23 protein-coding genes are annotated in these 25,976 nt (G+C 62.3%); all 23 read left to right on the top strand.

From position 1 onward, the window contains the following. Positions 1-86 precede the first annotated feature (86 nt). The 23 genes from PTE30175_RS06205 (at position 87) to sctE (ending at position 25,973) form a co-directional block, all read left to right on the top strand. Entirely contained in the window at positions 87-4,652 is a 4,566-nt protein-coding gene (locus PTE30175_RS06205; protein ID WP_150696191.1) for a dermonecrotic toxin domain-containing protein, read from the top strand. Between the two features lie 264 nt (positions 4,653-4,916). Further along, positions 4,917-6,065 (top strand): porin, encoded by a 1,149-nt coding sequence (locus PTE30175_RS06200; protein WP_150696190.1) that lies wholly within the window; start codon positions 4,917-4,919, stop codon positions 6,063-6,065. A 328-nt stretch (positions 6,066-6,393) separates the two neighbouring features. Beyond that, entirely contained in the window at positions 6,394-7,599 is a 1,206-nt protein-coding gene (locus PTE30175_RS06195; protein ID WP_150696189.1) for a PrgH/EprH family type III secretion apparatus protein, read from the top strand. Between the two features lie 13 nt (positions 7,600-7,612). Further along, complete coding sequence (gene sctF, locus PTE30175_RS06190) at positions 7,613-7,870, top strand: type III secretion system needle filament subunit SctF (RefSeq protein WP_150696188.1); 258 nt, start codon at positions 7,613-7,615, stop codon at positions 7,868-7,870. 23 nt (positions 7,871-7,893) lie between these two features. After that, positions 7,894-8,181, top strand: coding sequence for a type III secretion system inner rod subunit SctI (gene sctI, locus PTE30175_RS06185; RefSeq protein ID WP_150696187.1), 288 nt, complete (start codon positions 7,894-7,896; stop codon positions 8,179-8,181). After that, positions 8,178-8,912 carry an EscJ/YscJ/HrcJ family type III secretion inner membrane ring protein gene (locus PTE30175_RS06180; protein ID WP_150696186.1) on the top strand — a complete coding sequence of 245 codons (735 nt, stop codon included), beginning with the start codon at positions 8,178-8,180 and terminating at the stop codon, positions 8,910-8,912. Before sctI ends, PTE30175_RS06180 begins: the two co-directional genes overlap by 4 nt. Continuing rightward, positions 8,905-9,519 carry a type III secretion apparatus protein OrgA/MxiK gene (locus PTE30175_RS06175; protein ID WP_150696185.1) on the top strand — a complete coding sequence of 205 codons (615 nt, stop codon included), beginning with the start codon at positions 8,905-8,907 and terminating at the stop codon, positions 9,517-9,519. Before PTE30175_RS06180 ends, PTE30175_RS06175 begins: the two co-directional genes overlap by 8 nt. Continuing rightward, a complete protein-coding gene (locus PTE30175_RS06170) occupies positions 9,476-10,267 on the top strand; it encodes a hypothetical protein (RefSeq protein ID WP_150696184.1) in 792 nt (263 codons plus the stop codon). The genes PTE30175_RS06175 and PTE30175_RS06170 overlap by 44 nt, the downstream gene beginning before the upstream one ends. Beyond that, on the top strand, positions 10,233-10,445 hold the full coding sequence (locus PTE30175_RS06165; protein ID WP_150696183.1) for a hypothetical protein: 213 nt from the start codon (positions 10,233-10,235) through the stop codon (positions 10,443-10,445). The genes PTE30175_RS06170 and PTE30175_RS06165 overlap by 35 nt, the downstream gene beginning before the upstream one ends. A 117-nt stretch (positions 10,446-10,562) precedes the next feature. Beyond that, complete coding sequence (locus tag PTE30175_RS06160) at positions 10,563-11,333, top strand: helix-turn-helix domain-containing protein (protein ID WP_224788621.1); 771 nt, start codon at positions 10,563-10,565, stop codon at positions 11,331-11,333. Next, entirely contained in the window at positions 11,330-13,051 is a 1,722-nt protein-coding gene (gene sctC / locus PTE30175_RS06155; protein WP_150696182.1) for a type III secretion system outer membrane ring subunit SctC, read from the top strand. The genes PTE30175_RS06160 and sctC overlap by 4 nt, the downstream gene beginning before the upstream one ends. Further along, entirely contained in the window at positions 13,038-14,234 is a 1,197-nt protein-coding gene (gene sctW, locus PTE30175_RS06150) for a type III secretion system gatekeeper subunit SctW (protein ID WP_191628866.1), read from the top strand. The genes sctC and sctW overlap by 14 nt, the downstream gene beginning before the upstream one ends. Positions 14,235-14,248: 14 nt before the next feature. After that, positions 14,249-16,324 carry an EscV/YscV/HrcV family type III secretion system export apparatus protein gene (locus PTE30175_RS06145; protein WP_275938949.1) on the top strand — a complete coding sequence of 692 codons (2,076 nt, stop codon included), beginning with the start codon at positions 14,249-14,251 and terminating at the stop codon, positions 16,322-16,324. A gap of 5 nt (positions 16,325-16,329) precedes the next feature. Further along, on the top strand, positions 16,330-17,625 hold the full coding sequence (sctN, locus tag PTE30175_RS06140) for a type III secretion system ATPase SctN (protein WP_150696180.1): 1,296 nt from the start codon (positions 16,330-16,332) through the stop codon (positions 17,623-17,625). Then, positions 17,585-18,070 (top strand): hypothetical protein, encoded by a 486-nt coding sequence (locus tag PTE30175_RS06135; protein ID WP_150696179.1) that lies wholly within the window; start codon positions 17,585-17,587, stop codon positions 18,068-18,070. The genes sctN and PTE30175_RS06135 overlap by 41 nt, the downstream gene beginning before the upstream one ends. Beyond that, positions 18,052-19,029: a SpaN/EivJ family type III secretion system needle length determinant gene (locus PTE30175_RS06130; RefSeq protein ID WP_150696178.1), complete on the top strand. Its 978-nt coding sequence runs from the start codon at positions 18,052-18,054 to the stop codon at positions 19,027-19,029. Before PTE30175_RS06135 ends, PTE30175_RS06130 begins: the two co-directional genes overlap by 19 nt. Further along, positions 19,023-19,922, top strand: a complete 900-nt coding sequence (gene sctQ / locus PTE30175_RS06125) for a type III secretion system cytoplasmic ring protein SctQ (RefSeq protein ID WP_150696177.1) — start codon at positions 19,023-19,025, stop codon at positions 19,920-19,922. The genes PTE30175_RS06130 and sctQ overlap by 7 nt, the downstream gene beginning before the upstream one ends. Next, a complete protein-coding gene (locus PTE30175_RS06120; protein ID WP_150696176.1) occupies positions 19,915-20,550 on the top strand; it encodes an EscR/YscR/HrcR family type III secretion system export apparatus protein in 636 nt (211 codons plus the stop codon). The genes sctQ and PTE30175_RS06120 overlap by 8 nt, the downstream gene beginning before the upstream one ends. A gap of 70 nt (positions 20,551-20,620) precedes the next feature. Then, a complete protein-coding gene (locus PTE30175_RS06115) occupies positions 20,621-20,881 on the top strand; it encodes an EscS/YscS/HrcS family type III secretion system export apparatus protein (RefSeq protein WP_150696175.1) in 261 nt (86 codons plus the stop codon). Positions 20,882-20,890: 9 nt separating this feature from the next. After that, a complete protein-coding gene (gene sctT / locus PTE30175_RS06110) occupies positions 20,891-21,661 on the top strand; it encodes a type III secretion system export apparatus subunit SctT (protein ID WP_224788620.1) in 771 nt (256 codons plus the stop codon). Between the two features lies 1 nt (position 21,662). After that, complete coding sequence (locus PTE30175_RS06105) at positions 21,663-22,772, top strand: EscU/YscU/HrcU family type III secretion system export apparatus switch protein (protein WP_150696173.1); 1,110 nt, start codon at positions 21,663-21,665, stop codon at positions 22,770-22,772. 67 nt (positions 22,773-22,839) lie between these two features. Next, a complete protein-coding gene (gene sicA, locus PTE30175_RS29035; RefSeq protein WP_275938948.1) occupies positions 22,840-24,228 on the top strand; it encodes a type III secretion system translocator chaperone SicA in 1,389 nt (462 codons plus the stop codon). Continuing rightward, positions 24,225-25,973, top strand: coding sequence for a type III secretion system translocon subunit SseC family protein (gene sctE, locus PTE30175_RS06095; protein ID WP_150696172.1), 1,749 nt, complete (start codon positions 24,225-24,227; stop codon positions 25,971-25,973). The genes sicA and sctE overlap by 4 nt, the downstream gene beginning before the upstream one ends. The last annotated feature ends 3 nt before the right edge of the window (positions 25,974-25,976 follow it).

Here is a 25,976-nt window from a genome sequence, read left to right as displayed (position 1 = left end):
AGGCAAGCCGACGCCGGAAATGTGGCGCACGACCCCCCCTTCTGCAATGGCTTGCCTGGTGGATCTGGTGTTCTTGGGGGATGACAATGAGTATGAAAATTTCGAGCGGAATGCACCGCTCGCAGGGTCTTCATCAACCGGGTGGATGCGGTTTGGCCGAGCAGTGCGCGGATCTGCCGCCACGCGTGCAGGCGGCGTTGCACAGTTTTGGCGTGGCGCAGGCGGATCTGGTGCGTCAGTGTCACGACGAGCCGGGGCTTCGTCTCGGGTTGGCAATCATAGAAAATCCGCCAACGGCGGCGGAAATGTCGGCATTTCTGAGCGCCGGCGTCCCGATGATCGAGAACATCGTCATTTCCCATGTGGAGCTTGAATGGGCTGTCCTGGCGGCGTTGGCCCAAGGCATCGAGCAGCGCGCTGCCGATGTCTCGCTGGTGCAGCTATGCGAGCAACTCAGCTCGGCGCGCAGTATTCGCGAGATGAAGCAGTGGGCTGATTGGCACCCACGTGCGGCGCGAAATGCTGCGCAATACGGCTGGAAAGATCAACTGGTGGCGCTGTTGACGCCGCTGGGCGATGCGATGCGTGCTTTTCCCCCGGCAGAAACCGGACTTGGCGAGGGCAGCCGGGAGGCTGAGGGCGCCCATCGCGAGCGCTGGTCGCAATGGCTTGCAGCGCGGTTCGCACAAGCCCTGCAAGTGGCGTCATCGGAGGGCGCTGCGAAAATGCTCGTGCTCCTGTATGTGCATGAACGGCGCAACGCGTCGGCTGACAGCCCGGACCTCGTCTCGCTGCCGCCCGCCTTGACGTTGCCAGCCGCCACGCAAATGTTCTCCGCCGCAAGCCTGCGGGTGCGACAAAGACGCAGCGCCCCGAGCGGGGACATGGCGCCGGCGAGGACCGCCCGCGGCATGGTTGACGCCCCGACATTGCCGGGCTTTCTTGGCACTTCGGCAGCCAGCCGGCGATTGAACGCTCTGGTCGCCGCACGGATGGCGCGCGAAGTCGATCATCGTGGCTTGCGTGATATTGCCCGGGGCCTGATTTCCTTTTGCGAATACGTGCATCGGAGATTGAGCGAAGACTTGACGCGCGCCGTAAATATCGACGGCGTCACGATCGATTCGAACCAGGTCTATTTCAATCGTTTCAAGTTCTTCGCGCCGGTTCGGGATGCGCAGGACGGCACGTACGGCAACGAACGTCACGGACTGCAAATGTCTCAGACATTGACCGAGCTGGCCATGTCAATCATCGAGAATGCGCAGGACGCCCCCAGCGAGTCGAGACCCGATTATGGCTTGTATACGCGCAACGAGGGCATGGGCCGCTATTTTCCGGAAGAGGAAATCAAGGGCCTGGACATTGGTGACGTTCTGGCGACGATCCATAACGCCGACTATCTACAAAGCTATCGCGAAGCCGTCAGGGACCTTTGGGCCCGTGAGGGGCCGCGAGGTGTCGATGTCCGCAATGAAATTGCCGCCAGAATGGGACGCATGGCAGAAAGCGAAGCCCTGCAGCAGTACGAGGCGGGGCAGTTGTCGGCCGACGGACTCCGGTTGGCGCAGGTCGTGCTGCGCGATCGCGACGCGCAAAGCCGTGCGCACAGCGACGCCGAAACGGTCGGCATCGTCACGTACGAACTGGAGTGCGTCGCGTCGGACGGCAACGTCTTCGCGCCTGCCGGCGCGTTTGTCGTAGCGGCGCCGCCGAACGACGAAGTGTCGCGCGGTGGGCGTTGCTTGCTCTATCTGAGCGGCAGTCCGACCCCATTCACGGAATATTCGACGTTCGCGGAACTCTGCGACAAAATTCGCCCGTCGGGTGACGACAACGTCTATCAAAGCCTGATCGGCCGACTGCCCCTGCAGGCACAAAACGCGCGGGCGCCATCGTTTCAGGTCAGGGCGGTCGCTGAAGACATCGTTGCCGTCACGGCGGATGGTGTGCTGCAGACCATCGACGACGACATCGAGTTCGGCATCACGCGGCATTCGAACCCGGATCGCACGGGCGCATGGCTACAATGGCTGACGGGCGCATCGGGGCGCACTTTGGCGCGGGCGTTGGCGCGCACGGCGACATCGGAGGTGGCTGGCGGGCCGGGGTGGCTGCCACCTTCGCAACGGCTTCAGGTGCCGGATGCAATAGTCAACCAGCTCGCCGAACTGATCGAGGTGCGAGGCGGTATCTCGGCGGGCATGCCGAATCTCCCGCGCGACATCTTTCGGCACGTCAGGGGCTTGCTGAAGGACAAATTCCACCTCGCGGTCAATCCCGACACGACCTGGTTCCACGTGTTTCGCCGGATACCGCCCGACGCTTCGACTGACGGCCGAGGGCTCGAGCAGCCCGGGATCATCCCGCGCGACCAACTCGAGTCATCGATGACGCTCACGGAATTCGCAACGCGGCAAATCACCGGAACGCCGATTGCGCTCGATCCTGTCAAGGAGCGTTGCGGCATCTATTCACAGGGGCCCGAAGCGGCGAGTTTCAGTGCTGCCAACGAGCTTGCATTGCGGCCGCTCGACCTGCAGAGTGCTATCAATATCCCCGCATTTCGCCGGCATTTTTTCGCCGGTATCGACACGTTCTGGCGTAAACACACCGACGACATCCGGAAGGTGCTTGAGGGGACCTTCATGGTCGACACTTTCCTGATGCGTATGAACGCGGACCTTTCGGATGCCGGTGTGGCACTTGCCCGGCAATTGGCACGGCGCAACGATTCGCGGCCTCTGACGCTGCAGGGCCTGTTCGACAAGCATGCGCGCCCGGTCGCGGGTGTGGCCATATCCTGGCTGACGCTCGGCGAACATGCCTCGGACATGGCGCTGATAACAGGCACCGGGACCGGCTGCATGCTGCTCTATGGCCCGCTGAGCAACCCTGCGACCCTTCGCGAGTTCGCAGACCGTGGCGAACTGTACGCGTGGGTCACTGAACAGGCTGCGAACGCGACGCGGCGTCACGTCCTGACCGGCGCTTTCGCAAAGGCGCAGCTCGCGGAAACCGGCCGGGCCAGCGTGAATGGCGTCATCGATGGTCTGTCCGACGGATCGCTGTACGCTGCCAACGTGGTCAAGGCCGGTTCGCCCGTGACGGGCGACATCTTCAAAGCAATGACCGACCGGCTCAAGGCGAATCTCGACGCTCGTGCGCTTGACGTCAGAAGCGCCGAGGCGTCCGGGAGCATGATCGCTCACGCGCTGGATGCGCTGCGGATCGTCAACGACATCGTCGGCCTCGCGTCATGGGCCGCGCCGCGCCTGTTGCCGGTGAGTATCGCGCTGTCTGGCATTGAACTCAGCTTGGGTTTGATGTGCACTGATGCGCCGGATACCGACGTTAGCGAACGCGGCACCATGGCAGTGATCGATGCGTCGATTGTGGGCGGCGTGTCCCTCGCCGGCATCGTGGCTTCGAAATACGTCAGGTGGCGGCGTTTCAACGCCAGGCACCTGCGACCCTATGAGAGCACTGTGCCGGCCAGTGAGATGGAGCTTGTTTCGCCCAACGTCTATCATCACCAAGGGCATCTGTTTGCAGAAACCGAGACGGCGCTATATGGCATCGAGTACGATCCGGCGGTCCGCACCTGGCACATGGCGGACCCGGAAGGTGTCCTGCCCCGCGGGTTGCCGGTGCGGCAGAACGGCCTCTTCAAATGGGAGGTTCGTGGCGACCACGAAACGGTCCGGCCGATCGTCGAGGGGATGCTCGCGGCACCTGACCGTGACATTTACGACCGCATCATCGACACGGAATATCGCCGGCGCCTGCTGGCCATGGAGCGATCGGAGGACGCCGCCGTGCGCGACGCCTTCCGCGCCGGTGTCGAACAAACGGGCCCGAGCTGGCAACTTCCGGCACTGTCGAGCGACGCCTTGAAGCTGAACTTCGTCAGCAGGCATATCGACGATCCGAGGCTGCTGGGAACGCTGCACAGGCGTCTGGAGGAGGTCAGGCGTACGGAGGCCATTGCCGCTGCGCACCGGGTCGGCACGTTGGTCGAGCGGGACGTTGTGGCACGCGGAGGCACTTTCAATGCCATGGCGCAAGCCATCCGTATCGGCGCGCAAGACATGCGCGATACGGGGTTCGGCCCGTCGCTATGCAGCGTCATGGCCGTGGCGTTGCACCAGGGGCAGGAAGTGCCGCTCATGGCGCGCGTCGCGAACGCCGTTGCGTTGCCGGCGGGGCGCGACGCGGTTGCGTTCAGGCGCCAGCTCACGGAATTGCGTGCCGGTGTTGGCGTCGAGCGGGCGAGAAAATCATCGGCCATGACGCTCGATTTGACCCAGGTCAAGTGGCTTCTGCGCACCGGACTGCGATCGGCCGCCTATCTGCTGAGCACACGTTCACATAGTTTGCTGGTAGGCGTCCAATACCGTGCCGACGGTACCGTACTGCCGTATTTCTATGACGCGAACTTCGGTCTGGCGCGTTTCACGGCGCTCGACCCGTGGGAGGAGGCCCTTGGACAGCACCTCGGGAGTCGCCTCGGCGATGCCTATGAACCATATGGCGTGCCGGCCCGGCCAACTTTCGCTATCACGCCGATCGATCTGGAGCGCATGGCGGCGATGCGCGTCGGACCGGGCACGGTCAGCGAAATGATGCAGGTGGCGGCCGACGAGGTGTAAGGGGGGGGCGTGCGCCCCCGGACTGCTGACACACCGCCGGCGTAAGATGCGCGTCGGTCATGGTCGATTTTTGGAAGCCGTCCTGGCGCACCCTGTGCGAATCTTCGCAGGCTGCGGGGGCGCTCCAGGACGCTACCCCGGTCCAGCGCATGACCCCTCCGCCGAAACGCATCTCGCGCGCCGCGGCGCGGTGTGATGACGGGGACATCGCGGTCGCGCTCGCGATCGCGCTCGGCTCGATCATCCATTTCCAGAGTGTTCTTAATGAAAAGTACCTTGCTCGTCGCCGCGCTTGCCGGCACCTTCCCGATAGCCGCGCAGGCGCAACAAAGCAGCGTCACGATGTACGGGCTGATCGACGCCAGCATCTCGTACGTCGCCAACAACGGCGGCAGCGCGAACTGGCAGCAGACGAGCGGCCTCGTCAATGGCAGTCGCTGGGGCCTGCGCGGCAACGAGGACTTGGGTCGCGGTACCCAGGCCATCTTCACTTTGGAAAACGGCTTCTCTATCGGTAACGGCAAGTCCAGTCAGGGCAACCGCATGTTCGGCCGCCAGGCATTCGTCGGTCTTTCGACTGCCTCTGCCGGCACGCTCACGTTTGGCCGGCAGTACGACACGCTCGTCGACCATCTCGCGCCACTCGCATTGATCGGCGGCAGCTACGGCGGCGCGGTCGCCACGCATCCGTACGACAACGACAATCTTGGGAACTCGATACGCTTCGACAATGCGGTCAAATACTCGAGCGTGAACTACGGCGGCTTCAGCTTCGGCGCGATGTATGGCTTTCCGAGCAAGCGGGATAACTACACGAAACTCAATCGCGCCTTCAGCGTGGCGGCGTCGTATGCGAACGGTCCCTTGCGTATCGCCGGCGGCTACCTCGAAATGAGCGGCGGAACCATGTTTTCCCCCACCAACCGACGGTGGGTCGTTACCGGCTTGCCCTTCACCGCCGGCAAGCAGCGCAGGTTCGGTCTCGGCGCATCTTACGCAATGGGGCCGGCAACCGTTGGCGCCGTGTGGACGCAAAGCCGGTTCCCGAACATGATCGCCATGGATTTGACCGGCCAACGGCGGATACGCGCGGTGACGGATCTCAATTTCAACAACTATGAGTTGAACGTCCACTACCTGTTGACGCCAGCAGTGTCCCTGTCGGGCTCATACACGTATACGCGCGCGAGGAAGCGCAATTCCGGCGGGGGCAATATTGCTTCGCATCGGCATACGGTCACGCTGCAAATCGCACATTCCATGTCCAGGCGCACCGACGTGTACCTGACAAGCTCATACCGGCATGTCACGCGCACGCAACACGCGGCGCTCGGGGGCTTATTCAAAGAGTCAGGTGTACTTGCCGCCAGTGCGCAGACCGTGATCGCCACGGGAATTCGCCACCGCTTCTGAACACCGGTGATGCCATGCTTGCGCCAGCGATGTTTGGCGAGGCCGGCGCTCACAGCTCGTTAGCCATAGGCGGGCGCAGTCCCCGCGACCGGCGAACGGCCGCGTCAAAATGACGCACCGCCGAATCCTGCCTCCGGTTGGCCTGTACCGCATCGGCGGGAATTCTGATCGAATCGGATATTTCCCAAATATTTTCATCATGTGGTTTCTGCATTCTGGTCATAGCATCGCTGCAAGGCGTGATGCTTTCGGATACGTTTCCATGGCTTGCGAGTTGAGTGAAATGTTCGTTGTGACGCGGAGCAGACGTCCAGGGTAAGGGGAGAATATGGGTGACGAAGACGCGCACGAAATGTCTTCCGCGGAGTTGCCGCGTGCCATGCTGCGGCTGCTGAACGGGCCGTTGCGTGGCTGTGAATTTCCGCTATTGACGGGAGTTTCCCTTTTCGTCGTCGGGCCGAGCGATCCTTTGCTCGACCGGGGATGGCAAACGGAAATGCCAACGAACGCCGTGTTCATTCCCATGGATGATCCGGGCGATAATTTTGAAGTCCTGATTGATGTTGAGGATCATCCAGGCATTCACATCCGGGTGTTGCATGACCACGATTGCTCGGTGTTTGCCGTGGGACCCGAGCAGGTTGTCAACGTCGGCAACATGCGCGTGGCAATTCGCCCGTGGCTGGATGCCTGGAGTGAGGTCGCGCTGCAAGCCGAGCGGTCCGGACATACGGGCAAGGATCTGCGTGGCGGCGCGGGCGCCTTCAAGCGAGGCATGGTCCTGGCGTCCGTCATCAGTGTGACGGTTGTCCTGGCCACGATTGTCTACCAGCGTCTGGAGACAGCGCCGCGCCGGCAGGCGAAGGACGTTGCCAATGCGTTGCGGATCGACGAGGCGCGTTACCAAGTGCTTGGCTCAAGGAAGGGCGACGTATATATCGTGGCCAGGCAAAGCGATGACGCCGCCCGGATGCGGCGCGCCGTATCAAAGACACCGTACGCGGCCAGCGTGCGTGTCGTCGGGGAAGACGACGAGCGAAAACGCATCGTTGCATGGCTGGATGGCGCCGATTTTGGCATCGCGCTTTTCCAGCTGCATTTCGACGATGCCTGCCACCCCGCGTTGTGGGTGAGCCGTGAGCGCAGCGACATTTCGCTGCGAAACATCCGCAGGGTGAACGACGGGCTCAAGGCGAGGTTTCCTTACGTGGAGGAAGTCCGCGTCATCGGATTCAGCGACGTCGATGTGCTGCAGCAAGCCGAGGAAGGTATGTCCCGGCAGGCACTCCCCTATTCGATGACGCGCTCGGCGGACGGCGTGACATTTCACGTAGTGGCGACGCTCGATGATATCCAGCTGCAACGCATGCAGCAGTTTACCGGCGAGTTTGCGCGCCGGTGGGGGACGCGTTACGTCAGGTTCAGTGTGGATCTGGCCGACGATCCGTTGAAAAACCGGTCGTACCGATATGGCGGAGGCGGTTATGTGAAGAACGGCCCGGCACATTGGAATTTCGTGCGCAACTTACATTGACACAGGAGACATCATGTCAAGCATTAATGCTTCGGATACCAGCACAGGTTACATGTATGACGTTTCGAAACCGTTCGTCGACAAGATCGTGGACCTTCAGAAGGAGTTCAACGACGCCTTGGAGGCGTTGAAAGAGAAGCCGTCCGATCCGAGCGTACTGGCCAGGTTCCAGGCCAAGCTCGCCGACTACACGACGATGCGCCAGGCGCAGTCGTCGACGGTCAAGGCGTTGAAGGACACCTCGGCCGGAACCATCAGCAACACTCGATAAGCGATATCCGGCAAGGAGCCGCCATGCAGATTACATCGTCATTCGAAACCCGCCTGCCGACGATATCCACGCCGAGCGAGGTTACGTCTTCCATGTCGCTTGAAAAGCGCATGATCCAGGCATATGCCGATGCGTCGGTCAGCTTCGAAAATGAACGCCGAGGCATTACGGAACTGCTTGGCGGCAAGCTAGATCCTGCAACGGCACTGTCGTTGCAGGTCAAGACCGCGGATTACAACCTCGGCGTCTCGCTGATCAGCGCGTTGGCGCGCAAGGTGACAGGGGCCGTGGAAACCTTGCTTCGTTCATGACGCGCCTGTTTCGCATCCTGGTTATCGCCGCACTCCTTGCGGGGTGTAGCAAGGAAACGCTTTTGAGCGCATTGGACCAGCAGCAGGCCAATGAAGTGGTGTCGGTGTTGTCTCGCCACAATATTGAGGCGCGCAAGACAGACGGCGGCAAGGCGGGCTTTTCGATCACGGTGAGGCCCGAGGATTTCCCTGCGGCCGTCGACTGGTTGAGGGCTTACGATCTTCCCTCGCGGCCTCGTGTGGAGGTGTCGCAAATGTTTCCGCCCGATTCGCTGGTGGCGTCGCCGCGAGCGGAGAAGGCTCGCTTGTACTCCGCGATCGAGCAACGTCTGGAGCAGTCGCTCAAAACGTTGCCGGGCCTTCTGTCAGTGCGCGTGCAACTCGGCTACGACATGGATGAGCGCACGCCGGACCAGGCGGCAAAGCAGCCTCACGTGGCGGTACTTGCCGTGTACGCCACCGGGACGGAGCCGGCAGCGCTGATCAACGACATCAAGCGTTTCTTGAGGAATAGTTTCGACGCGGTGAACTACGAGAACATTTCCGTCGTGCTGACACCCCAGATAGCGCCTGTGAGGCCAGTCATGCTGACGGCGCCCGACACCCCGGGCATGGCCTGGAAGTGGGCCGCAGGCGGCGTACTGGCGATTGTCGTTGCCGTTGCGGCCGGCCTCTTCAGGGCGCGACAACGAAACGCGGCGGCGCGGCAGGGGAGCGACAAGCATGCGTGATCGTCAGCCGCAGGAGAATCGGCAGAACTCGTGGCGCGAATGCGCGATTGCCTGGCGTGCGGCGATGTTCGATCCCGTGTCCTATATCCACCCCAGCCGCTTTGCGGCGTTCGACGCCTGCAAGGCGCCCCGGCAACGCCGCATCATCAACGATTTTCTGATTCGCAGCCAGGGACTGACCGTGCATTGGCCGCATGAGCATATCGGGATCGTGGAGCGCCTGTGGCTCAAGCATTGGCAACGATTGCCGCAAATCGCTTACTTGTTGGGATGCCAGCACCATCGTGCGGGGCTGTGTCAACGCGGCGCCCTTTTGCGATTGCCGGAATGGGCGGCAAAGTTTGCATTGCTGCCGTTGATCGAGCCGGCGACGTCAGTGCCCGGAAAGGCGCCCAGTCATCGCGCCCTTCTGGTGGACGGCGCGCGGCGCCTGATTGCGCTGGCGAGTTCGTTGCCGGAGCCGTTGCGCCAGCGCGTGCCACTGTTGTTCCCGCCGTGCGAAGGGCAGGCGTTGCTCTTCGCTCGATCCACCGACGTTCGTTTGTTCGTGATTGCTTTCGAATATGCCAAGACACATCCCGGGGTCCCCCCTGACGACGGCGGTTGATGGCGTCGTCGTCGATCGGCGTCAATTGGCGCGTGCGGCCGCCGTCGTGCGCATCGAACGAGAGGGGCGGCGATGGGCCAAGCAGTACACCCTCAAGTCGATGGCGGCGATCGAAGCTTCATGGAGATCCGCGGCGCGCGAGGGCTATCAGGCCGGTGTGGCTGCTGCGCTGACTGACGCCGCGGCGCATTTTGCCGCATCCCGCGCATGGTGCCTGGACCGGCGCCGGCAAATCGCCGATGAGGTGCGGCAATTGCTGCGCGGCGCAGTCTCACATCCCCAGGCGTTGCTCGCGACGCTTGACGAAGGGCTCGCGGTACTTCAGGGCGCGCAGTTGACCGGCGTGTTGAGCATCAGGCTTCCCGAAAGCTTGAGAAAGCGGCACGACGAGATCGCCGCGGGTATCGCAAAAGCCTGGCATGAGGGCGTGGCGATTGACTATCACGATGGCACACAGATGTGGATCTGGTGCGGTGACCAGGTGCTCGAATTCGATCCCGAGCGATACCTGAGCGAAGTCGGACCGGAAATCGGCGCCGATGAGGCCAACGTGAGCGAAGCCGCGCAGGTGATCACGTCAGATGCCATGACGCGGTTGCACGCCACGATCGATGCGGCGTTGCAGGGTGCGGGCATCCGGGACACAACAGTCAATCAAGAGGGAGCGAGCATTGAAGATATCCGGCACGACGATATTACTGGCGACAACGCCGATGGATGCCCGTCCGGACACGACGGCTATCGATAGCCGCGTGCGCGATGCGATGCAGGCCGACACATGTGCTGCGCCGCAGAAGGGTGCGCCCATGGATGGCGACACGTGCGATCCCGACATCGCGGATTGGTTTTTCGGTCTATGGCTTCCGATATGGAAAACGAATCTTCTGAAAGGCTCGCACGACTACAACGCGGACGAAGATGCCTGATGCCGGTGACTGCGCGCACGACTTTGCCGTCGCCGGGCGATGCCTGCGTGCACGGGAGCCGGCAGGCGCATGGGAGAAGACGATGAATGAGGCAAGTGTCAGCAATGGGAACAGACGATGCAAAACACCAAGATATTTCGAAGCATGCTTACGATGAATGCCCGCCACCAGCGGCACGCAAACGAACCGGAAATGTGGCTTTTGCAACCGCTTGTCGCGCCAACGGAGATTGCGTTCCAAACGCGCGTGTACGGGCACCGTGTCAGGCTACCCGCCGGATGGCGGGGACTCGTGTTTTTGGAGCGCGGCGAGCTGACTGTGCATGCCGGCGATCTTTGCTTCTTTCCGGTGCGGCTGGAAATCCTGATCAAGCTGCTGGCGTTTCTTGATGCGGCCAATCCGCCGGAAAGACCGATCGGCGGCGACCGTCCATTCTTTAATACGTTCCGCTTGAGCGGCGCGAACGCGTGGACGGATCGACGATGCTGCGAAGCATGGTTCCTGAAACAAGTTCTGGCGCCGACGGCCAGTGTTCGAGCCATGTTGGCGATGCTGCGCCGGAGCGAGAATTACGGAATCATCAGATTTTTGCTGTCGGAGTCCTCCAATGGCGGCACGTTGCAGTGTTTCTGCGAGCGTTATGGCGTTTCCTATTCACATTTCCGACGGTTGTGTCGCAACGCGCTCGGTGATGCAACCAAGACGGCGCTGCGCGAGTGGCGCATGGCGCGCTCGATGTTGGAAGTGGCCGATCGGAGCGCGAGCCTCACGGAAATTGCGTTGCGCAACGGCTATTCATCCTCGTCTCATTTCTCGAGCGAAATCCGCGATCTGACGGGAATGTCGCCGAAGGGCATCACGCAATCGCTGCGAGCGACGCAGAAATGAGAAATTTGAGGAACGTTTCGTTGTGCATGGCGGCATTGGCGCTGTCGGGGCAGGCGTTTGCGCAGGCAGGTCTGCAGGCGGCGGCACAGGCGCCGGCAGCGGGTTACGTTGCGAACAACGATGGCTTGCGCACCTTCTTCGATGCCCTTTCGGAGCGATTGCGCAAGCCAATCATTGTCAGCAAGCTGGCGTCGCGCAAGCAGGTGACGGGAGATTTCAAGTTTGACGATCCGAAAAAACTGCTCGATTCGGTTGCGCTCTCGCTGGGCCTGATCTGGTACCACGACGGGCAGGCGATCTACGTCTATGACGCCGGTGAAATGCGCAATGCAACGGTGTCGCTGCGCAACGCCAGCTATGACGACATCGTCGCTTACCTCGACAATGCAGGACTGGCGGATCGCCGCTACCCGCTACGAGGCGACCGTCGTGCGGCGACGTTCTACGTTTCGGGCCCGCCGGTCTATGTCGATCTTGTTGTCAATGCCGCGACGATGATGGATCGGGTGCCGGCCACGGCGGCTTCGTTGAGCGAATCCGTCGAGGTTGTCAGACTTCATCATGCGTCCGTCGCTGACAGAACCTACGACCTGCGAAACCAGAAGATAGTCGTTCCGGGCTTGGCCCGCACCCTCACCGCGCTGCTCGCCGCACCCTCACAAGCGGGCGCGCGAGTGCAGGACGACCAGGCCAGACTGGCGTCCGTCGAACCGGACGGCACCGTGCGGACGGATCCCGGGCAGGCCAAATTCCCGCCCGCGCACGATGGCGAGACGGAGGAAATCATCGCCGAAGGCCCCAACGTCGCGGTCGTGGCCTATTCCGACGCGAATAGCCTTCTGGTGCGCGGAAGCGCAAGCGATATCGCGCTCGTCAAGACGCTGGCGTCCAGGCTCGACGTTGCGAAGCGCCATATTGAACTGTCTCTCTGGATCATCGACGTCAACAAGCAGGCGTTCGACGCGATGGGCGTGCAGTGGTCTGGCGGCCTCAACGTGGGCGGCAGGTTCGGGGTGACGCTCAATTCCACGGCGTCGGTCACCACCCTGGACGGCGCCCGCTTTCTTGCGTCCATCCACGCGCTCGCATCGCAGGGAGACGCGAACATCGTCTCGCGGCCGGTGGTGCTGGCGCAGGACAATGTGCCGGCGCTGTTCGACAACAGCGAAACGACCTACGTGCCGCTGCTGGCCGAGCGGTCCACCGATCTGCGTGAGATCACCTTCGGTACCATGATCAGTGTCTGGCCCCGGTTCACGCCGAGCGGCGAAGTTCAGATGAGCCTGAATATCGAGGACGGCGGCAAAATGGCCCCGCCGGGCCGGGACGGCGACAGGACGCCCCCGTTGCCGATCGTGTCTCGTACTCACATCAGCACCGTCGCCCGGGTGCCGAAGGGCAAGAGCCTTCTCGTTGGCGGATATACACGGGATCGTCAGGAAACGTCGGAATCCAAGTTGCCGTTGCTGGGCGACCTGCCGCTGATCGGCGGCCTGTTCCGGTTTTCCAGCGTCAGCCGGTCGAACTCGGTGCGGCTCTTTCTCATCGAGCCCCGGGAAATCGATGGCCCGCTCACGCGGGACGCCAGCGATCTCTCGGCGCAGGTAATCCGGGCGACGGACCCGTCGCCGGATGCCCTGCAACAGGACGTGCGCGCTGCGCTCTCGCAGCCCGGCGCCGTTTCAACCAACCCGGAGAGAGACCATGGCAGGCCTTGACCGTATCGACGCCGGCGTCGCCAGCCGGCCGCGTATCGACGCGCGCGAATCGCCGCGCAATGTCAAAGCGGGGCGTCTCAGGCGAGAGAGCACGGTGGCCGACGACGACGCCACCGGGCCGGCGCTGCGCGGCGTGAAGCTGGTGAATACCGGACCGGTCGCGCAGATGCGGCGCGCAGCGGAAATGGTGGACGAAATGTCCGCGGGCATGACCCAATTTCGTGTGCGCCGGCAATACGGCGACGAGCGCACGCGCATGGAAGAGAGTTACGAGCGCATTCTCGAGGAAGAGGCACCGGCGCACATCGAGAAGATCCAGTCCGCCCCCTACGCCACGCTGGACCATTTGCGGCGAATGCTGCGGGAGCGCTTTCCGGACGTATCCGATCGCTTTCTGGCGATCCGGGCGCTTTTGCAGCAGTGTGGCGGCGGGGACCCGGAGCGCCACGCGATACTACAAACGCTGCGCGATGAAGTCGCCGCCGAGGCGCCGCCGAAGGCGCTTTATGGCGGCATGAACTGCGCGCTCAAGGCACGTCTGTTTGGCAGTGCAATGGAAGTCACGCCATCGCTGTTGCGTGCGGCGTACCGATCCTTCCTGATGAGCCAGTCGGCGGATATCGAGGTCTACGCGTCGTGGATCGCCACCTTCGGGCATCAACGGAGGATTGACGTGCTTCATTTCATGGAGCGCGCACTGGTGGACGATTGCCGCGCGATCGTGCCGAGTTGCAGCGCCGCGGAATTCGGCAATCTGCTGGGGCGTTTGTGCCAAGTGAGGCGCCTGCGCTCCGGCGAAGCGGCGTTCATCGGGCAAGTCATGGCGAGCCGGTGTGCCATGTCGTTCAACGACCGCGAAAAGGACTGGATTTATTTTTATGTCGGAATTCTTTCCCGGCCGGCGTCGCTTGACTCGCTGCTGGCGGAAATATCCGCCGAGCGCGCGATGCAGCGCGGCTACGACGATCACGGCCAACTTATCGAAATGTTGCGCTGCGCATGCGGGTCGCTGCCCGACGATATCTTCGCCGACCCGGCGATCAAGCTGGCATTGCTGCACCAGTTCGAGCACCTGGCCCAAACGGCATACCGGCTTGAACGATGGGAGCGCCCGTTCGCGATCGATGAGGCGGCGCGATTCGCGCCCCCCATTTCCGCGTTGGCGCAACAACGGGCCCAATGACGAGGAGAAGGCAAGTGCAAGCGGGACTGTCGAATTTTGTTCTTGGCGGCATGCGAGAGCGGCCGGAGCTGATCATCCTCGTGCTGATCGTCTGCATCGTTGCGATGCTGATCGTGCCGCTGCCGACATTTCTCGTCGATCTGTTGATCGGCGTCAACATCGTCATATCGATCCTGCTGTTTCTCGGCGCGTTTCACATCGAGCGCATCCTGAATTTCTCGTCGTTCCCGTCGATGCTGCTGATAACCACGCTTTTCCGGCTGGCGTTGTCAATCAGCACGACCCGTCTGATCCTGATTGACGCCGATGCGGGCAAGATCATCGACACGTTTGGCCAGTTCGTGATCGGCGACAGTCTTGCGGTCGGGTTCGTGGTGTTCTCCATCGTGACGATCGTGCAATTCATAGTGATCGCGAAGGGCTCCGAGCGCGTGGCGGAAGTCGCGGCCCGCTTTTCGCTGGACGGCATGCCGGGCAAGCAGATGAGCATCGATGCCGATCTGAAGGCCGGCATCATCAACGCGGAAGGAGCCCGCGTACGGCGCTCCGAGCTCGAACGCGAGAGTCAGCTTTACGGGTCATTCGACGGCGCCATGAAGTTTGTGAAGGGCGATGCGATCGCCGGCATCGTCATCATTCTCGTCAATCTGATCGGCGGCATTGCCGTCGGCGTCACGCAGCGCGGACTGGATCTTGCCGGCGCCATGACGACATATACGTCGCTCACGATCGGCGACGGACTGGTCGCGCAGATCCCGGCCTTGCTGATCTCGGTCGGCGCGGGGTTCGTGGTCACGCGTGTCGGCGGCGATAACGACAACATGGGGCGAAGCATCGTGCGTCAATTGACGGGCAATCGCTTCGTGCTGGCGGCGACCGCCGCGCTGTCCTTGCTCGTCGGCGCCCTACCCGGCTTTCCCTGGGAGGTCTTTGTCCTGCTCGCTGCCACGCTTGCCGCGATGTGCTACTTCACCCGCCCGACGTCTGTGCAGGGTGTGCCAAAGGGGCAGGGCGGACGCGGTCCCGATGCAAACTCGCCGCTGCAGCCACCGCGCGACGAAAGCTCGCTGGCCCTGATCGATAACCTGAATGACATACCGAACGTCGCCGTTCCGCTGGTGCTGATCGTGCATCAAGGTTGTGCCGATGCGCTCGTGCGCGACCAGTTTACGGCGCGCTTGCGCAGTCAGTTTTTCCTGGACTTCGGCGTGCAGCTGCCGGAGGTGACGCTGCGCACGTCGGACAAGGTCGCACGTCATCATGTCGGCTTGCTCATCAACGAAGTGCGTGCCGACGAATTCGTCGTGCATTTCGATCGGGTGCGCATCGTGACCTACACGCCCGAGATCGATGCGCTGAAGTTGTCGCCGGTCGAATCGGGCCCCCAGCGGGGCAAGTGCGCGTGGGTCACGCCGGAACAGGGAGCGTTGTTGAGCGAACTGAATCATCCGGTGCGCTCGCCGGCCGATGAACTCTACCGCCTGGCGTGCGGCGTGTTGTCGCATAACGTCAACGAGTACTTTGGCATTCAGGAAACGAAAACGATGCTCGACCGCATCGAAGACAACTACCCGGATCTTATCAAGGAAGTGCTGCGCCACGTGACCTTGCAACGTATCACGGAGATTCTGCAGCGCCTGGTCGCGGAGCGCATTTCGGTGCGCAACATGAAACTGATTCTGGAAGTACTGGCCTTGTGGGCGCCCAAGGAGAAGGACGTCATCAATCTGGTCGAGCATGTGCGGGGGGCGCTCGGGCGTTATATCTGCCACAAGTTTGCCGATGGCGGCGAGTTGCGCGCCATCATGCTGTCCCCGGAGACGGAGGACCGGGTGCGCCGGGGTATCCGGCAAACGCCGGCAGGCGCGTTCCTCAATCTCGACCCGGCCGATGCGGACGATATTGTGGAGCGCATCGCGCTGGCCGTCGACGCGTCCGGCCGATCGCATCTGGATCTCGTGCTTCTTGCCGCCGTCGACATTCGCCGATTCATCAAGAAGCTGATGGATAGCCGGCTCCGTGAGGTCGACGTGATGTCGTTCGGCGAATTGGTCGACGGCCTGTCGGTCAACGTGCTCAAGACGGTGTGATGACCATGAAGCCTCGCCGATTTCTGCAACGCTTGGCCACACCCTCGCGGCTTTCGGGACCGATCCTGGAGGCGGAACTGAAGGATGTCTCGATCGGGGAGATATGCCTCGTGCGTCGTCGCTGGGAAGACCGCGAGCCGGCCGCGCAAGCCCAGGTGGTGGGCTTTTCGCGGGACAAGGCGATTCTGAGCTTGCTGGGACAGGCCGACGGCCTTTCGCGATCATCGCTTGTCGAACCCACCGGCGCCGCCGCGAAGTGCCGGCCCAGCGATGCCTGGCTGGGAGCAGTGCTGGATGCGTCGGGGAAGATCGTTGATCGCTTCGATGCCGGTCCGGCGGTGCATACCGTTGCCCCCGAGCGGGCGCTGCTGGCGGAGCCGCCGGGATATGGCGAGCGCCGGGGCGTCGACACGCGGTTTCATACCGGCGTGCGCGCGATCGACGGTTTGCTGCCGTGCGGCGCGGGACAACGCATCGGCATTTTTGCGCCGGCCGGCTGCGGCAAGACGTCGCTGCTGCAGATGTTGATGGGCGGGGTCGAGGCCGATGTCGTCGTGGTCGGGCTGATCGGCGAGCGGGGGCGGGAAATCGCGGAGTTCGTGGACGAACTGCGGCACTCGCCCCTGATGCAGCGCTGCGTGCTTGTGTTCGCTGCCTCGGACTATTCCGCTGCCGAACGATGCAACGCGGCATTGCTGGCCACGACCGCGGCGGAGCATTTCCGGGACGCCGGGATGCGCGTGGCGCTGTTCATCGATTCGTTGACGAGATACGCGCGCGCGCACCGCGATCTTGCGCTGGCGGCGGGCGAGCCGCCGGTGCGCCGAGGGTTCCCGGCCTCCGTGTATAGCGGACTGCCGCATTTTCTCGAACGCACCGGGGCCACGCGAACAGGCAGCATCACGGCGTTTTATACCGTCCTGCTCGAAGGCGACGAGGAGCCCGATCCGATGGCCGACGAAATCCGTTCGATCCTCGACGGCCATATCTATTTGAGCAAACCCTTGAGCGAGCGGCATCACTTTCCTGCGATCGACATTCTGCGCAGCCTTAGCCGCGTCGGCCCGCGGGTGGCGAGCCCGGAGCACTGGCAGGCGGCGAGTCGGGCGCGCGCGATGTTGGCGCGCATTGAGCGACTGCAGACGCTGGTCGAGTACGGCGACTATCAAATGGGCAACAACGCGGATGACGATCGCGCCTTGCAGGCCAGCGGCGCGTTGAACGGCTGGTTGCAGCAGGCGATCAGCGAACGTTCCACGCTTGAACAGACGCTTCGGTGGCTCGATGAAATCATTCACTGACATCAAACGGATGCAGCGCCGTTGCGAAGACGCCAAGGCGCGGGAAGCGCATCAGATACGGAAGCTGCATGGCGAGGAGCAAAAGCTGACGGAGGACATCGACGCCTTGGACAGGCAATTTCAGGCGATGGCGTTGTTGCTTGACGGCAGGGGAATCGAGAACCGGACCCTCGATCTCGCCGCGCTTTCGAGCGAGCTGCGCACGCATTCGGCAATTCGGCGCCGCCGGCGCGAGCTGACCTGCCAAATTGCCGAATTGGAGAACCGGGCGGCGCAGGTGCGCATCGATCGAAGCCGGTGCGAGGATCAGCTGCGGTATTGGATGAAGCGCGCGGATCGCTATCAGCGGTGGGGGGCTGTCTTGAGTCGTGTTTTGGCGTTGCAGCAGGCGAGAGAGCAAACAGAGGCGTTGGAGGAGCGTATCGCATGGACGAAATCTCGATAGGATCGGCCGCTACGCCGCCCGCCGCCGCCGACATGATGCCGGTCGTCGCGCTGTCGGACGCCTTCGGGGCCGAACTGCGACGACGATCGTTGCGCGACGATGTGCAAAAGGACGTGGCGGCTTCGTCCCCCGGCGCCCTGGGCGTTCAGGCGCCACAGGATTTCGCGCAGCCGATGACCAACGGCGGGACGCTGCGGCGCAGCGCGCAGGCCGTGGCGCCCGGGCGCGGGCCGGACGCGGCATACATGACATACGTGGCAAACGTGTCCGTCGAAAAAAAAGAGGTTTCCGGGCCCACGACGTCCTGGCGCGACGCGTCGGCGTACGAAGTCGGTGCGCCGCATCGGCCAACCGCCGCAGGGTCTGTGTCCGGCGACGAGGGGCCGAAGGTGGCGGACGCGCCCGGCGCGAATACGCGTGTCGGCGGCAGGGAGGCAGGCGAGACAACCGAGGGCATAACGACGGCGAAGTCGGGCGGGGAGCCGCCCGAAAGCGCAGACGATGCCCCGGTATTGTCTGACGCTCGCGTTGCAAAGCGAATCGTCGGTGCGTCAACGGAGGGCGTCCTGATCGGGCAGGCGATGAGTCCGATGCCGGGCGGCGGCAGGGTGCCGGTATCCCTCGGCAGTGGCGCGGCGCCGAAGCAATCGTTTGCGAATCGTAGCGCTGACACCGAGGGCACACCGCAGGGGAAGGGGCGAGATATGCACTACCCGTTATCGAGTTGGGGGACAGGTCATTTCGTGCGAGTCGAATTTCAGGGAACCGGGGCGGGCGCCGGATTTGTCCTGCATCCGTCGAGCGACGCTGTGCAGCAGCGCATGCAAATGCACTGGCAAGCCGCGGCCGGCGAGCCGTGGCAATTGGCGCACGAACATTCGGGCAATCCGCAGCAGCGTAACGGCGGCGATCCGGACGATGACGATCCGCAGGCGAACGACACGGAGCGCATATGCTGAAACTGCGCGCCATTGATGCATCGCTGCACCGGATGCAACATGCCGTCGCCGTGTGGTCCCGGCAGGGATGGGACGCGCAGATGGCGCCGAGCCCGGAACACGGAAACTGGGTGCCGGTCAGCGACGAAGGGGGCCGTTGGGCAGGATGGCTCGACCCTCTCGAGTGGCTGACGCACGAGTCCCCGAAACTGGGGGCGCTGTCACGCAGTTCCGGCAACGAGCAATTGGCTGTCGAGATGATGTCGTCGATGGACCAGCCGATCGCGTTTGGCATTCCGGATCTGGCTTACGAACGAGTGCATGTCGGCAAGCCGGTCTCGCCGGCACGGCTGCGTGGTGCCGGGCTGATCAGGGTGACGGCGCGGGAGTGTGTCGTGTGGCTCTCGCATGTAACGGTATCCGACCGCCTTGACGAGGCGGCAAGCCACGTATTCGAGCAACTGGCGATGGTGCTGGATTTTGAGGTCGGATCGAGCCGCGTACGGCTTTCAACGTTACGAAGCATTGCGCCGGGCGACGTACTGTTGGTGCGCGACCCGATGGCGCGGGTGAGTTGCCAAGGATTCACCGTCGGTGGCTACCGGCGAACAGGAGAGACGATTGTGATGGAAGAGCCCATGGAGTCAACGCAAGGCGATACGACGCTCATCCCGGGCGCGAGCATCGAGCGGTTGCCGATCGAGTTGACGTTCGTGTTGCAGCGCCAGCGCATGCCGCTCGCGCAACTGCGCACGCTGGTCAAGGGAGACATGATCGAGATGATGCCGGGTGCGGAGCAACGCGTGGAGGTTCGCGTCAACGATAGCTGGATCGGTAGCGGGGAACTGGTGCAGCTCGACGGGCGGCTGGGCGTATGTGTGACGCAATGGTTTGGCGACGACATGAATGTTTAACGATATTCCGCTCATTGCCGTCGTCAGCGCCTCCGCGCTGTTGCCGTTTCTCATTGCGTCGGGAACCTGCTACGTCAAGTTCTCGATCGTCTTCATCATGATCCGCAATGCATTGGGGCTGCAGCAAGTGCCGAGCAACATGACTCTCAATGGCGTCGCGCTGCTGATCTCGATGTTTGTCATGATGCCGGTCACCACCGCCATGTACGACGACTATTCGAATCGTACCGGCGAGATTCGCAATGCCCGGGATATGGCGGCGGCGATCGAGGAGGTATCGGGGCCGTATCGCACATATCTGGAAAAATACTCGGATCCCGCGCTGGTCCGGTTTTTCGCCAGGACCGAGACCGGTTCCGATGGTGTGGCCGGCGACGCCGTGCAGCCATCGATTTTTGCCTTGCTGCCGGCTTACGCATTGAGCGAAATCAAGAGCGCGTTCACGATCGGTTTCTATCTGTACTTGCCGTTCGTTGTGGTGGATCTGGTGATCTCGAGCATTTTGCTGTCGCTCGGCATGATGATGATGAGTCCGGTGACGATTTCCGTGCCGGTCAAGCTCATTCTCTTCGTGGCCATGGATGGATGGCGGCTGCTGGCCGAGGGGTTGATACGCCAATACATGTAATGGACAGGCGCATGGTGCGAGCCACAGTAAACGCGCATCCGACGGATGGCATCGGCAGGCAAGGAGCGACATGACGGATCTGGTGTTCGCGGGAAATAAGGCGCTTTACCTCATCTTGATGCTTTCCGCCGCCCCGGTGGCTGTCGCCACGGTCGTGGGCCTCGTGGTCGGATTATTGCAGACTGTCACGCAAGTGCAGGAGCAGACGCTACCGTTCGGCATCAAATTACTGGCGGTCTCGTGTTGCCTGTTCGTCCTGGCGGCATGGTACGGCGAGACGCTGGTCGCTTTCGGTCAGGAGGCCATCGCGCTTGCGATGCGTGCGCGGTAAGTGATGTCCGTGCCGTGGTTCTTTCTGGCGCACGATGCCGTCGCCGCAGCCTCGATCGGGTTTGTTCGCGTGGCGCCCGTGTTCTTCATGTTGCCGTTCCTGAATGGCAATGTGCTGAGCGGAGTGACCAGAACGGCAGTGGCGATGTGGGTGGCGATCGGCCTGTGGCCCCATGACCTGGACGGTGCTGGCATGACCCCGGACGTGCCGTTCTGGCGCATTGCCGTGCAGGAGGTGCTCATCGGCGGCGCGCTGGGTTGCGCCCTCGCATGGCCGTTCTGGGTATTCCACGCGGTGGGGGCCTATATCGACAACCAACGCGGCGCGACGTTGAGCAGTGTCGTGGATCCGGCCAACGGCGTCGATACGTCGGAATTGGCGAACATGTTGAATCTGTTCTGCGCGGCGGCCTATTTGAACATCGGCGGCATGCGCTTGATGCTCGATGTGTTGGCGCGCAGCTACGGCATTTGCGACCCGCTGCGCGCCTGCAACTTGTCGTTGCCGCCGGTCCTGTCATTGCTGGATGTCATCGTGGTGCATGCGCTCGTTCTGGCCAGTCCGGTAGTGGCCGCGCTCCTGATTTCCGAAATCCTGCTTGGCCTGCTGTCGCGATTTGCCCCGCAGATGAACGCCTTCGCGGTTTCTTTGGCGATCAAAAGCCTGATCGCCTTCACGCTGTTGCTTATCTACGCGGGGACAATGTTCCCGCAGAAGATGGCCGGAATGGTCATGTATCCCGACGAATTGCTTCGCTGGTTCGTGCCGGCAGGGAACTGACATGTCGGAGAAGACAGAAAAGCCGACGCAGAAGCGTCTCGAGGAGGCGTCCAAAAAGGGGCAGTCATTCAAGAGTCGTGACCTCACGACCGCGTGCCTGACGTTCTTCGGCATTGCCTATTTGCTGTCGGCTGATCCGCTGATGGCCCTGATGGACGCCTATCGCCAAATACTTGCGCATGGGGGCAGCGGCGACGTGCGGGCCTACGCGGGACAAGTGATGGCTTACGGCGTCGAGTTGCTCATCCCGATCCTGGCGGTGGGGGCGGGTGCCTCGGCCCTGCCGGTGCTGCTTCAGACCGGATTTCGCCTGGCAACCAAGGCGCTGGCGCCCAATTTTTCCGCGATCAATCCGGTGCAGGGGTTCAAGCGGATCTTCAGCTTGAGAACGTTCAAGGACTTCATCAAGGCGTTCTGCTATCTCGCGGGCTTCGTGCTGGTCGCCGTCGTCGTCTGGCACAAGGGACGCGGGCTGCTGTTCGCGCAACTGAACATGACGCCGGCGGGCATGGTGGCTGTCTGGCACTCGCTGGTGAAGCTGACAGCCGGCGCCGCGTTTGCATGTGTTGTCGTCGTCGCCGCCATCGATGCCGTTGCCGAGTTCTGGTTGTTCATGCGGGATCAGAAGATGGCAAAGCATGAAGTCAAGCGGGAGCACAAGGAAACACAGGGAAATCCGGAGCTCAAGTCGAAGCGGCGGCAATTGCATGAGGAGCTTCTGTCGGAGCAGGTCCGCTCCGATGTCAGGGGGTCGAACTTGATCGTTGCCAATCCCGAGCATATCGCCATCGGAATTTATTTTCGGCCGCAGCTGTGCCCGCTGCCGTTCGTCTCCGTGATGGAGTCCAACCAGATGGCGCTGGCGGTGCGTCATTACGCCGAGTCGGTCGGCGTGCCTGTGGTGCGCGACATCGAGTTGGCGAGAAAGCTGTACCGAACGCATCGGCGATATTCCTTTGTCCGTTCTCGCGAGGTCGAACGTGTGCTGCGGCTGCTTGAATGGTTGGCCGATGTGGAAGCTGCCGGCAAGTCGGCGGCGTGGGAGACAGGAGACACCGTGGGCGATGAACTGGCGCACGGCGGCACGGCGGGCAAAAGTGCCGGCGCTTGAGCACCGGTCGAGGCGTGTTCGCATCAATAGGAGGGAGATTTTGAAATATCGCGCGGGAGGTGAGTGTATGAAACGCAACGTCGAAGGCGGCTGCTGTGCGAGGCAGTGGCGTACTTTACAGGGCTGCGGCGGGTGTTGCCGGGGCGGTGGACGTGTATCCGCGCGCTCGGGAAGGGCGCGCGGCCAGCATGCAGGTGCGGGGTACGCTGCGTTGGCCGCCGGCGATGCTGCCATCGCGGGCGGCTCGGCGACGCTTCGTTCGAATTGGGTTTTGCAGGCGCGTGAACTTGCCCTGAGCTGCTTGCGCGGGCTCGACGACGTGCTGCAAGACGAGGTTCTTGCGTGCGCGGCCTTCGACGAGCATGTGCGGATTCTGAGTGATCGGGTGGGTGGCGTTGCCATGCCGCACGGCGATTGCGTCACTCATACCGGCAATGCGCCGTACACGGGAGCGGCCGGAATCGATCCGCGCTTGATCGAACTGGTCTCGTTGGCACAGGCCCTGCTGCAATCGCACGAGGCGCATTGCGCGGTTCATGCGAAAGCACAGTTGGATGCCATTCGCGCGATGCTGCAGGCCAATGAAGCGAAGGGAATGCTGTCGATTCTCGCGCCGAGGGATCTGCAATATGCACGTGTCGCCGAAAAGCGGCGCCGCTTGAGCGAGCACGCGAGCCAGGCCGAGGCCGAGGCGGACAGAACCTATTCGATGATTCGGTGCGGTGGTCCGGACAAGGTGATTCACTTGCTTGCCGGGATGGAACTCACGCCGCCCGTGGCGGCGTCCTTCGAAAGCGAAAAATCCGGCGCGCGTGAGCGATTCATGATGGAACGGCGGCGGTGTTTCGTTTGGAATAGACACAAGACTCACGGGTCGAAAACGAAGCGACGCAGTGGCCGATGTGTCGTGTGCAAGGGGGCGAAGATGGGAGCAGTTGGGAACGAGGTGCCGATGGTGGAACGCGCGGACTCGGAGAGCGATCGCACGGCGCAGACAATTTGGGACGCCGTGGTGGCGGGGGCAACGTTAAAGGACGTGCATGGCGTATCCGAGGATCTGATGCAAGGTCTTTACGCGCACGCCTACGACTTTTACGACAAGGGGCGGCTTGATCAGGCAGAGGCGTTTTTCAGGTTTCTCTGCATTTACGATTTTTACAATCAGGACTACCTCATCGGCTTGGGGGCAGTGTTCCAGCTCAAGCAGCAGTTTCGGAAAGCGATCGATCTTTACGCCGTGGCCTTCGCGCTTGGCAAGTCGGATTACCGTCCGGTGTTCTACGCCGGGCAATGCCATCTTTCGATGCAGAACGAGGAGGAGGCGCGCGAGTGCTTCGCGCTTGTCGAAGAACGAAGCTGCGATGCCGACTTGCGCACCAAGTCGCGCACTTATCTGGCGGTGCTTGAGGCGCCGCAAAACAGCATGCCGAAGAATGCAGACCAGGAGGTCTCGTGAATATCGCCGCTACCAGAGACGTATTTGATTTTGCCAACGCTCGGGCGATCGAAAATGCCAACGTTGTCGATCAGTCCCCGGCGCAAGCCTTATTGGCCAATCGCGACAGTGCGCTGAACGGGATGATGTCGGCGGCTGCCGGCAAGTCGGTCGAACAGAGCGAGGCGCAACCTCGGAAATCGGATGTGCCGGCGTTAAAGCCTCCGGCAACTGAGAAAAAAAGCGCGTCGGGGGGCGCCGGTGCGCTGACGGAAATGCTGACGAGGCTCGTTGATCAGCTTGGCACCAGCAGTCTTGCGGCGATCGACGCGCGGCTCGCGGCGTGGCAGGCAAAAAACGATGTGCGCAGCAACGCCGGAGAAAAATTGTCGGCCGAGTACGAGGCCGCGAAACAGGGTGTCAGCGACGCAATCGCTGCCTATGAAGATGCTTTGAAGGCCTTGGCGGATGCGATTGCACAGGCAAAGGCGGCGCAGGATAGGGTTGATAAGCTGCGCGGCGAGCGCGATGCCTTGACCCCGGGCACGCTGGCGTACGACGCGGCAATGCAGAAACACGAGACGGCAATGCAGAGCGCCGCGCAGGCGGAGAATGCCGTGGCCGCGCGCCGCGCCGAGGCGGAGCGGGCGCAAACCGCGGCGGCTGCCGCGGTGAACGCTGCGGACAAGTTGTTGAACGATGGATTGAACACACTGGGTACGCCGCCCTCGCGCGAAGACGCGGAAGATAACCTCGGCAATATCGGCGCGATGACGAAGCTGATGGCGGCGTTTATCGAAATGTTGGGAAACAGTGCCGAGACGTCGCTGCAAAACGACATGGAAATTTTCGAGGCCATGCGAAAGACGCGCCAGACTGAGCTTGAGAGGCGCAACGAGGAATACAAGGCCGAGGTCAGGAAGGCCGAGGAGCTCAGTAAGGCGATGGGTTGGTTGGGCAAGATATTCGGCGCCATACTGACCGTGGCCAGCGTTGTCGGCGCGGTGTTTGCCGGGGGTGCAAGCGTGCCGCTTGCCGTCATGGGCGCCGCGATGATGGCTGGCGATACTGTGATCTCCGCCGCGACGGGATTCTCGCTGATCGGAGAGGCCTTGAAGCCGCTGATGAACTCGGTGATTCAGCCGTTGACCGATTGGATTGGCAAAGGGCTCGGCCAGCTCCTCGAGAAGCTCGGCGTTCCGAAGCAAACCGCGGAATTGGTCGGCGGCGTCGTTGGCGCAGTCGTCGCGGCTGTCGCGGTTGTCGCGGTGATGGCTGTCGTGATGGTCGTGGGTTCGAGCGTCGCAAGCAAGCTGGGCGGCGCGATCGGGAAATTCCTGGGGGATGCGCTGCGAAAGATCGTGCCGGACCTGATCAGGGATGTAGCGAAGACCGGCGGCAAAGTGATTTCGAAAGCCGCCGGAAACCTCATGGCCGGCCTCGGTATTCATGGCGATGCCGCGGGCAGGCAGCTCATCGGTAATACGCTGAACAAGATTGCCGCAGGCGGTGAGCTCGCCAATATGGGCGCGCAGGGCGGCGGCGCGATCGCCGCAGGGATCTATGAGAACACCGCCGCCGACGTCCAGGCGGAAGTCGTGATGGACCGGGAGATCCTGGACAAAATCGATAATTGGGTCAAGGACGCGGCGTCGAAGTTCGCGAAGACCAACGGGACGATCGCGTCATTGGTGGAGGCATTGTCATCTTCCCTGACGCAGCAGGCCAATACGAGCAAATTCATGTTGAATCACGCGCGTGCGTGATTT

The sequence above is a fragment of the Pandoraea terrae genome (genome assembly GCF_902459695.1).
Lineage (GTDB): Bacteria > Pseudomonadota > Gammaproteobacteria > Burkholderiales > Burkholderiaceae > Pandoraea > Pandoraea terrae.
Note: the sequence above shows the minus strand (reverse complement) of the source record. Positions and strands in the feature narration are given on the sequence as shown.

Coding starts and splice junctions, on each gene's coding strand:
- PTE30175_RS06205 (WP_150696191.1), top strand. CDS start 87: ATGAGTATGAAAATTTCGAGCGGAATGCACCGCTCGCAGGGTCTTCAT.
- PTE30175_RS06200 (WP_150696190.1), top strand. CDS start 4,917: ATGAAAAGTACCTTGCTCGTCGCCGCGCTTGCCGGCACCTTCCCGATA.
- PTE30175_RS06195 (WP_150696189.1), top strand. CDS start 6,394: ATGGGTGACGAAGACGCGCACGAAATGTCTTCCGCGGAGTTGCCGCGT.
- sctF (WP_150696188.1), top strand. CDS start 7,613: ATGTCAAGCATTAATGCTTCGGATACCAGCACAGGTTACATGTATGAC.
- sctI (WP_150696187.1), top strand. CDS start 7,894: ATGCAGATTACATCGTCATTCGAAACCCGCCTGCCGACGATATCCACG.
- PTE30175_RS06180 (WP_150696186.1), top strand. CDS start 8,178: ATGACGCGCCTGTTTCGCATCCTGGTTATCGCCGCACTCCTTGCGGGG.
- PTE30175_RS06175 (WP_150696185.1), top strand. CDS start 8,905: ATGCGTGATCGTCAGCCGCAGGAGAATCGGCAGAACTCGTGGCGCGAA.
- PTE30175_RS06170 (WP_150696184.1), top strand. CDS start 9,476: ATGCCAAGACACATCCCGGGGTCCCCCCTGACGACGGCGGTTGATGGC.
- PTE30175_RS06165 (WP_150696183.1), top strand. CDS start 10,233: ATGGATGCCCGTCCGGACACGACGGCTATCGATAGCCGCGTGCGCGAT.
- PTE30175_RS06160 (WP_224788621.1), top strand. CDS start 10,563: ATGCAAAACACCAAGATATTTCGAAGCATGCTTACGATGAATGCCCGC.
- sctC (WP_150696182.1), top strand. CDS start 11,330: ATGAGAAATTTGAGGAACGTTTCGTTGTGCATGGCGGCATTGGCGCTG.
- sctW (WP_191628866.1), top strand. CDS start 13,038: ATGGCAGGCCTTGACCGTATCGACGCCGGCGTCGCCAGCCGGCCGCGT.
- sctN (WP_150696180.1), top strand. CDS start 16,330: ATGAAGCCTCGCCGATTTCTGCAACGCTTGGCCACACCCTCGCGGCTT.
- PTE30175_RS06130 (WP_150696178.1), top strand. CDS start 18,052: ATGGACGAAATCTCGATAGGATCGGCCGCTACGCCGCCCGCCGCCGCC.
- sctQ (WP_150696177.1), top strand. CDS start 19,023: ATGCTGAAACTGCGCGCCATTGATGCATCGCTGCACCGGATGCAACAT.
- PTE30175_RS06120 (WP_150696176.1), top strand. CDS start 19,915: ATGTTTAACGATATTCCGCTCATTGCCGTCGTCAGCGCCTCCGCGCTG.
- PTE30175_RS06115 (WP_150696175.1), top strand. CDS start 20,621: ATGACGGATCTGGTGTTCGCGGGAAATAAGGCGCTTTACCTCATCTTG.
- PTE30175_RS06105 (WP_150696173.1), top strand. CDS start 21,663: ATGTCGGAGAAGACAGAAAAGCCGACGCAGAAGCGTCTCGAGGAGGCG.
- sicA (WP_275938948.1), top strand. CDS start 22,840: ATGAAACGCAACGTCGAAGGCGGCTGCTGTGCGAGGCAGTGGCGTACT.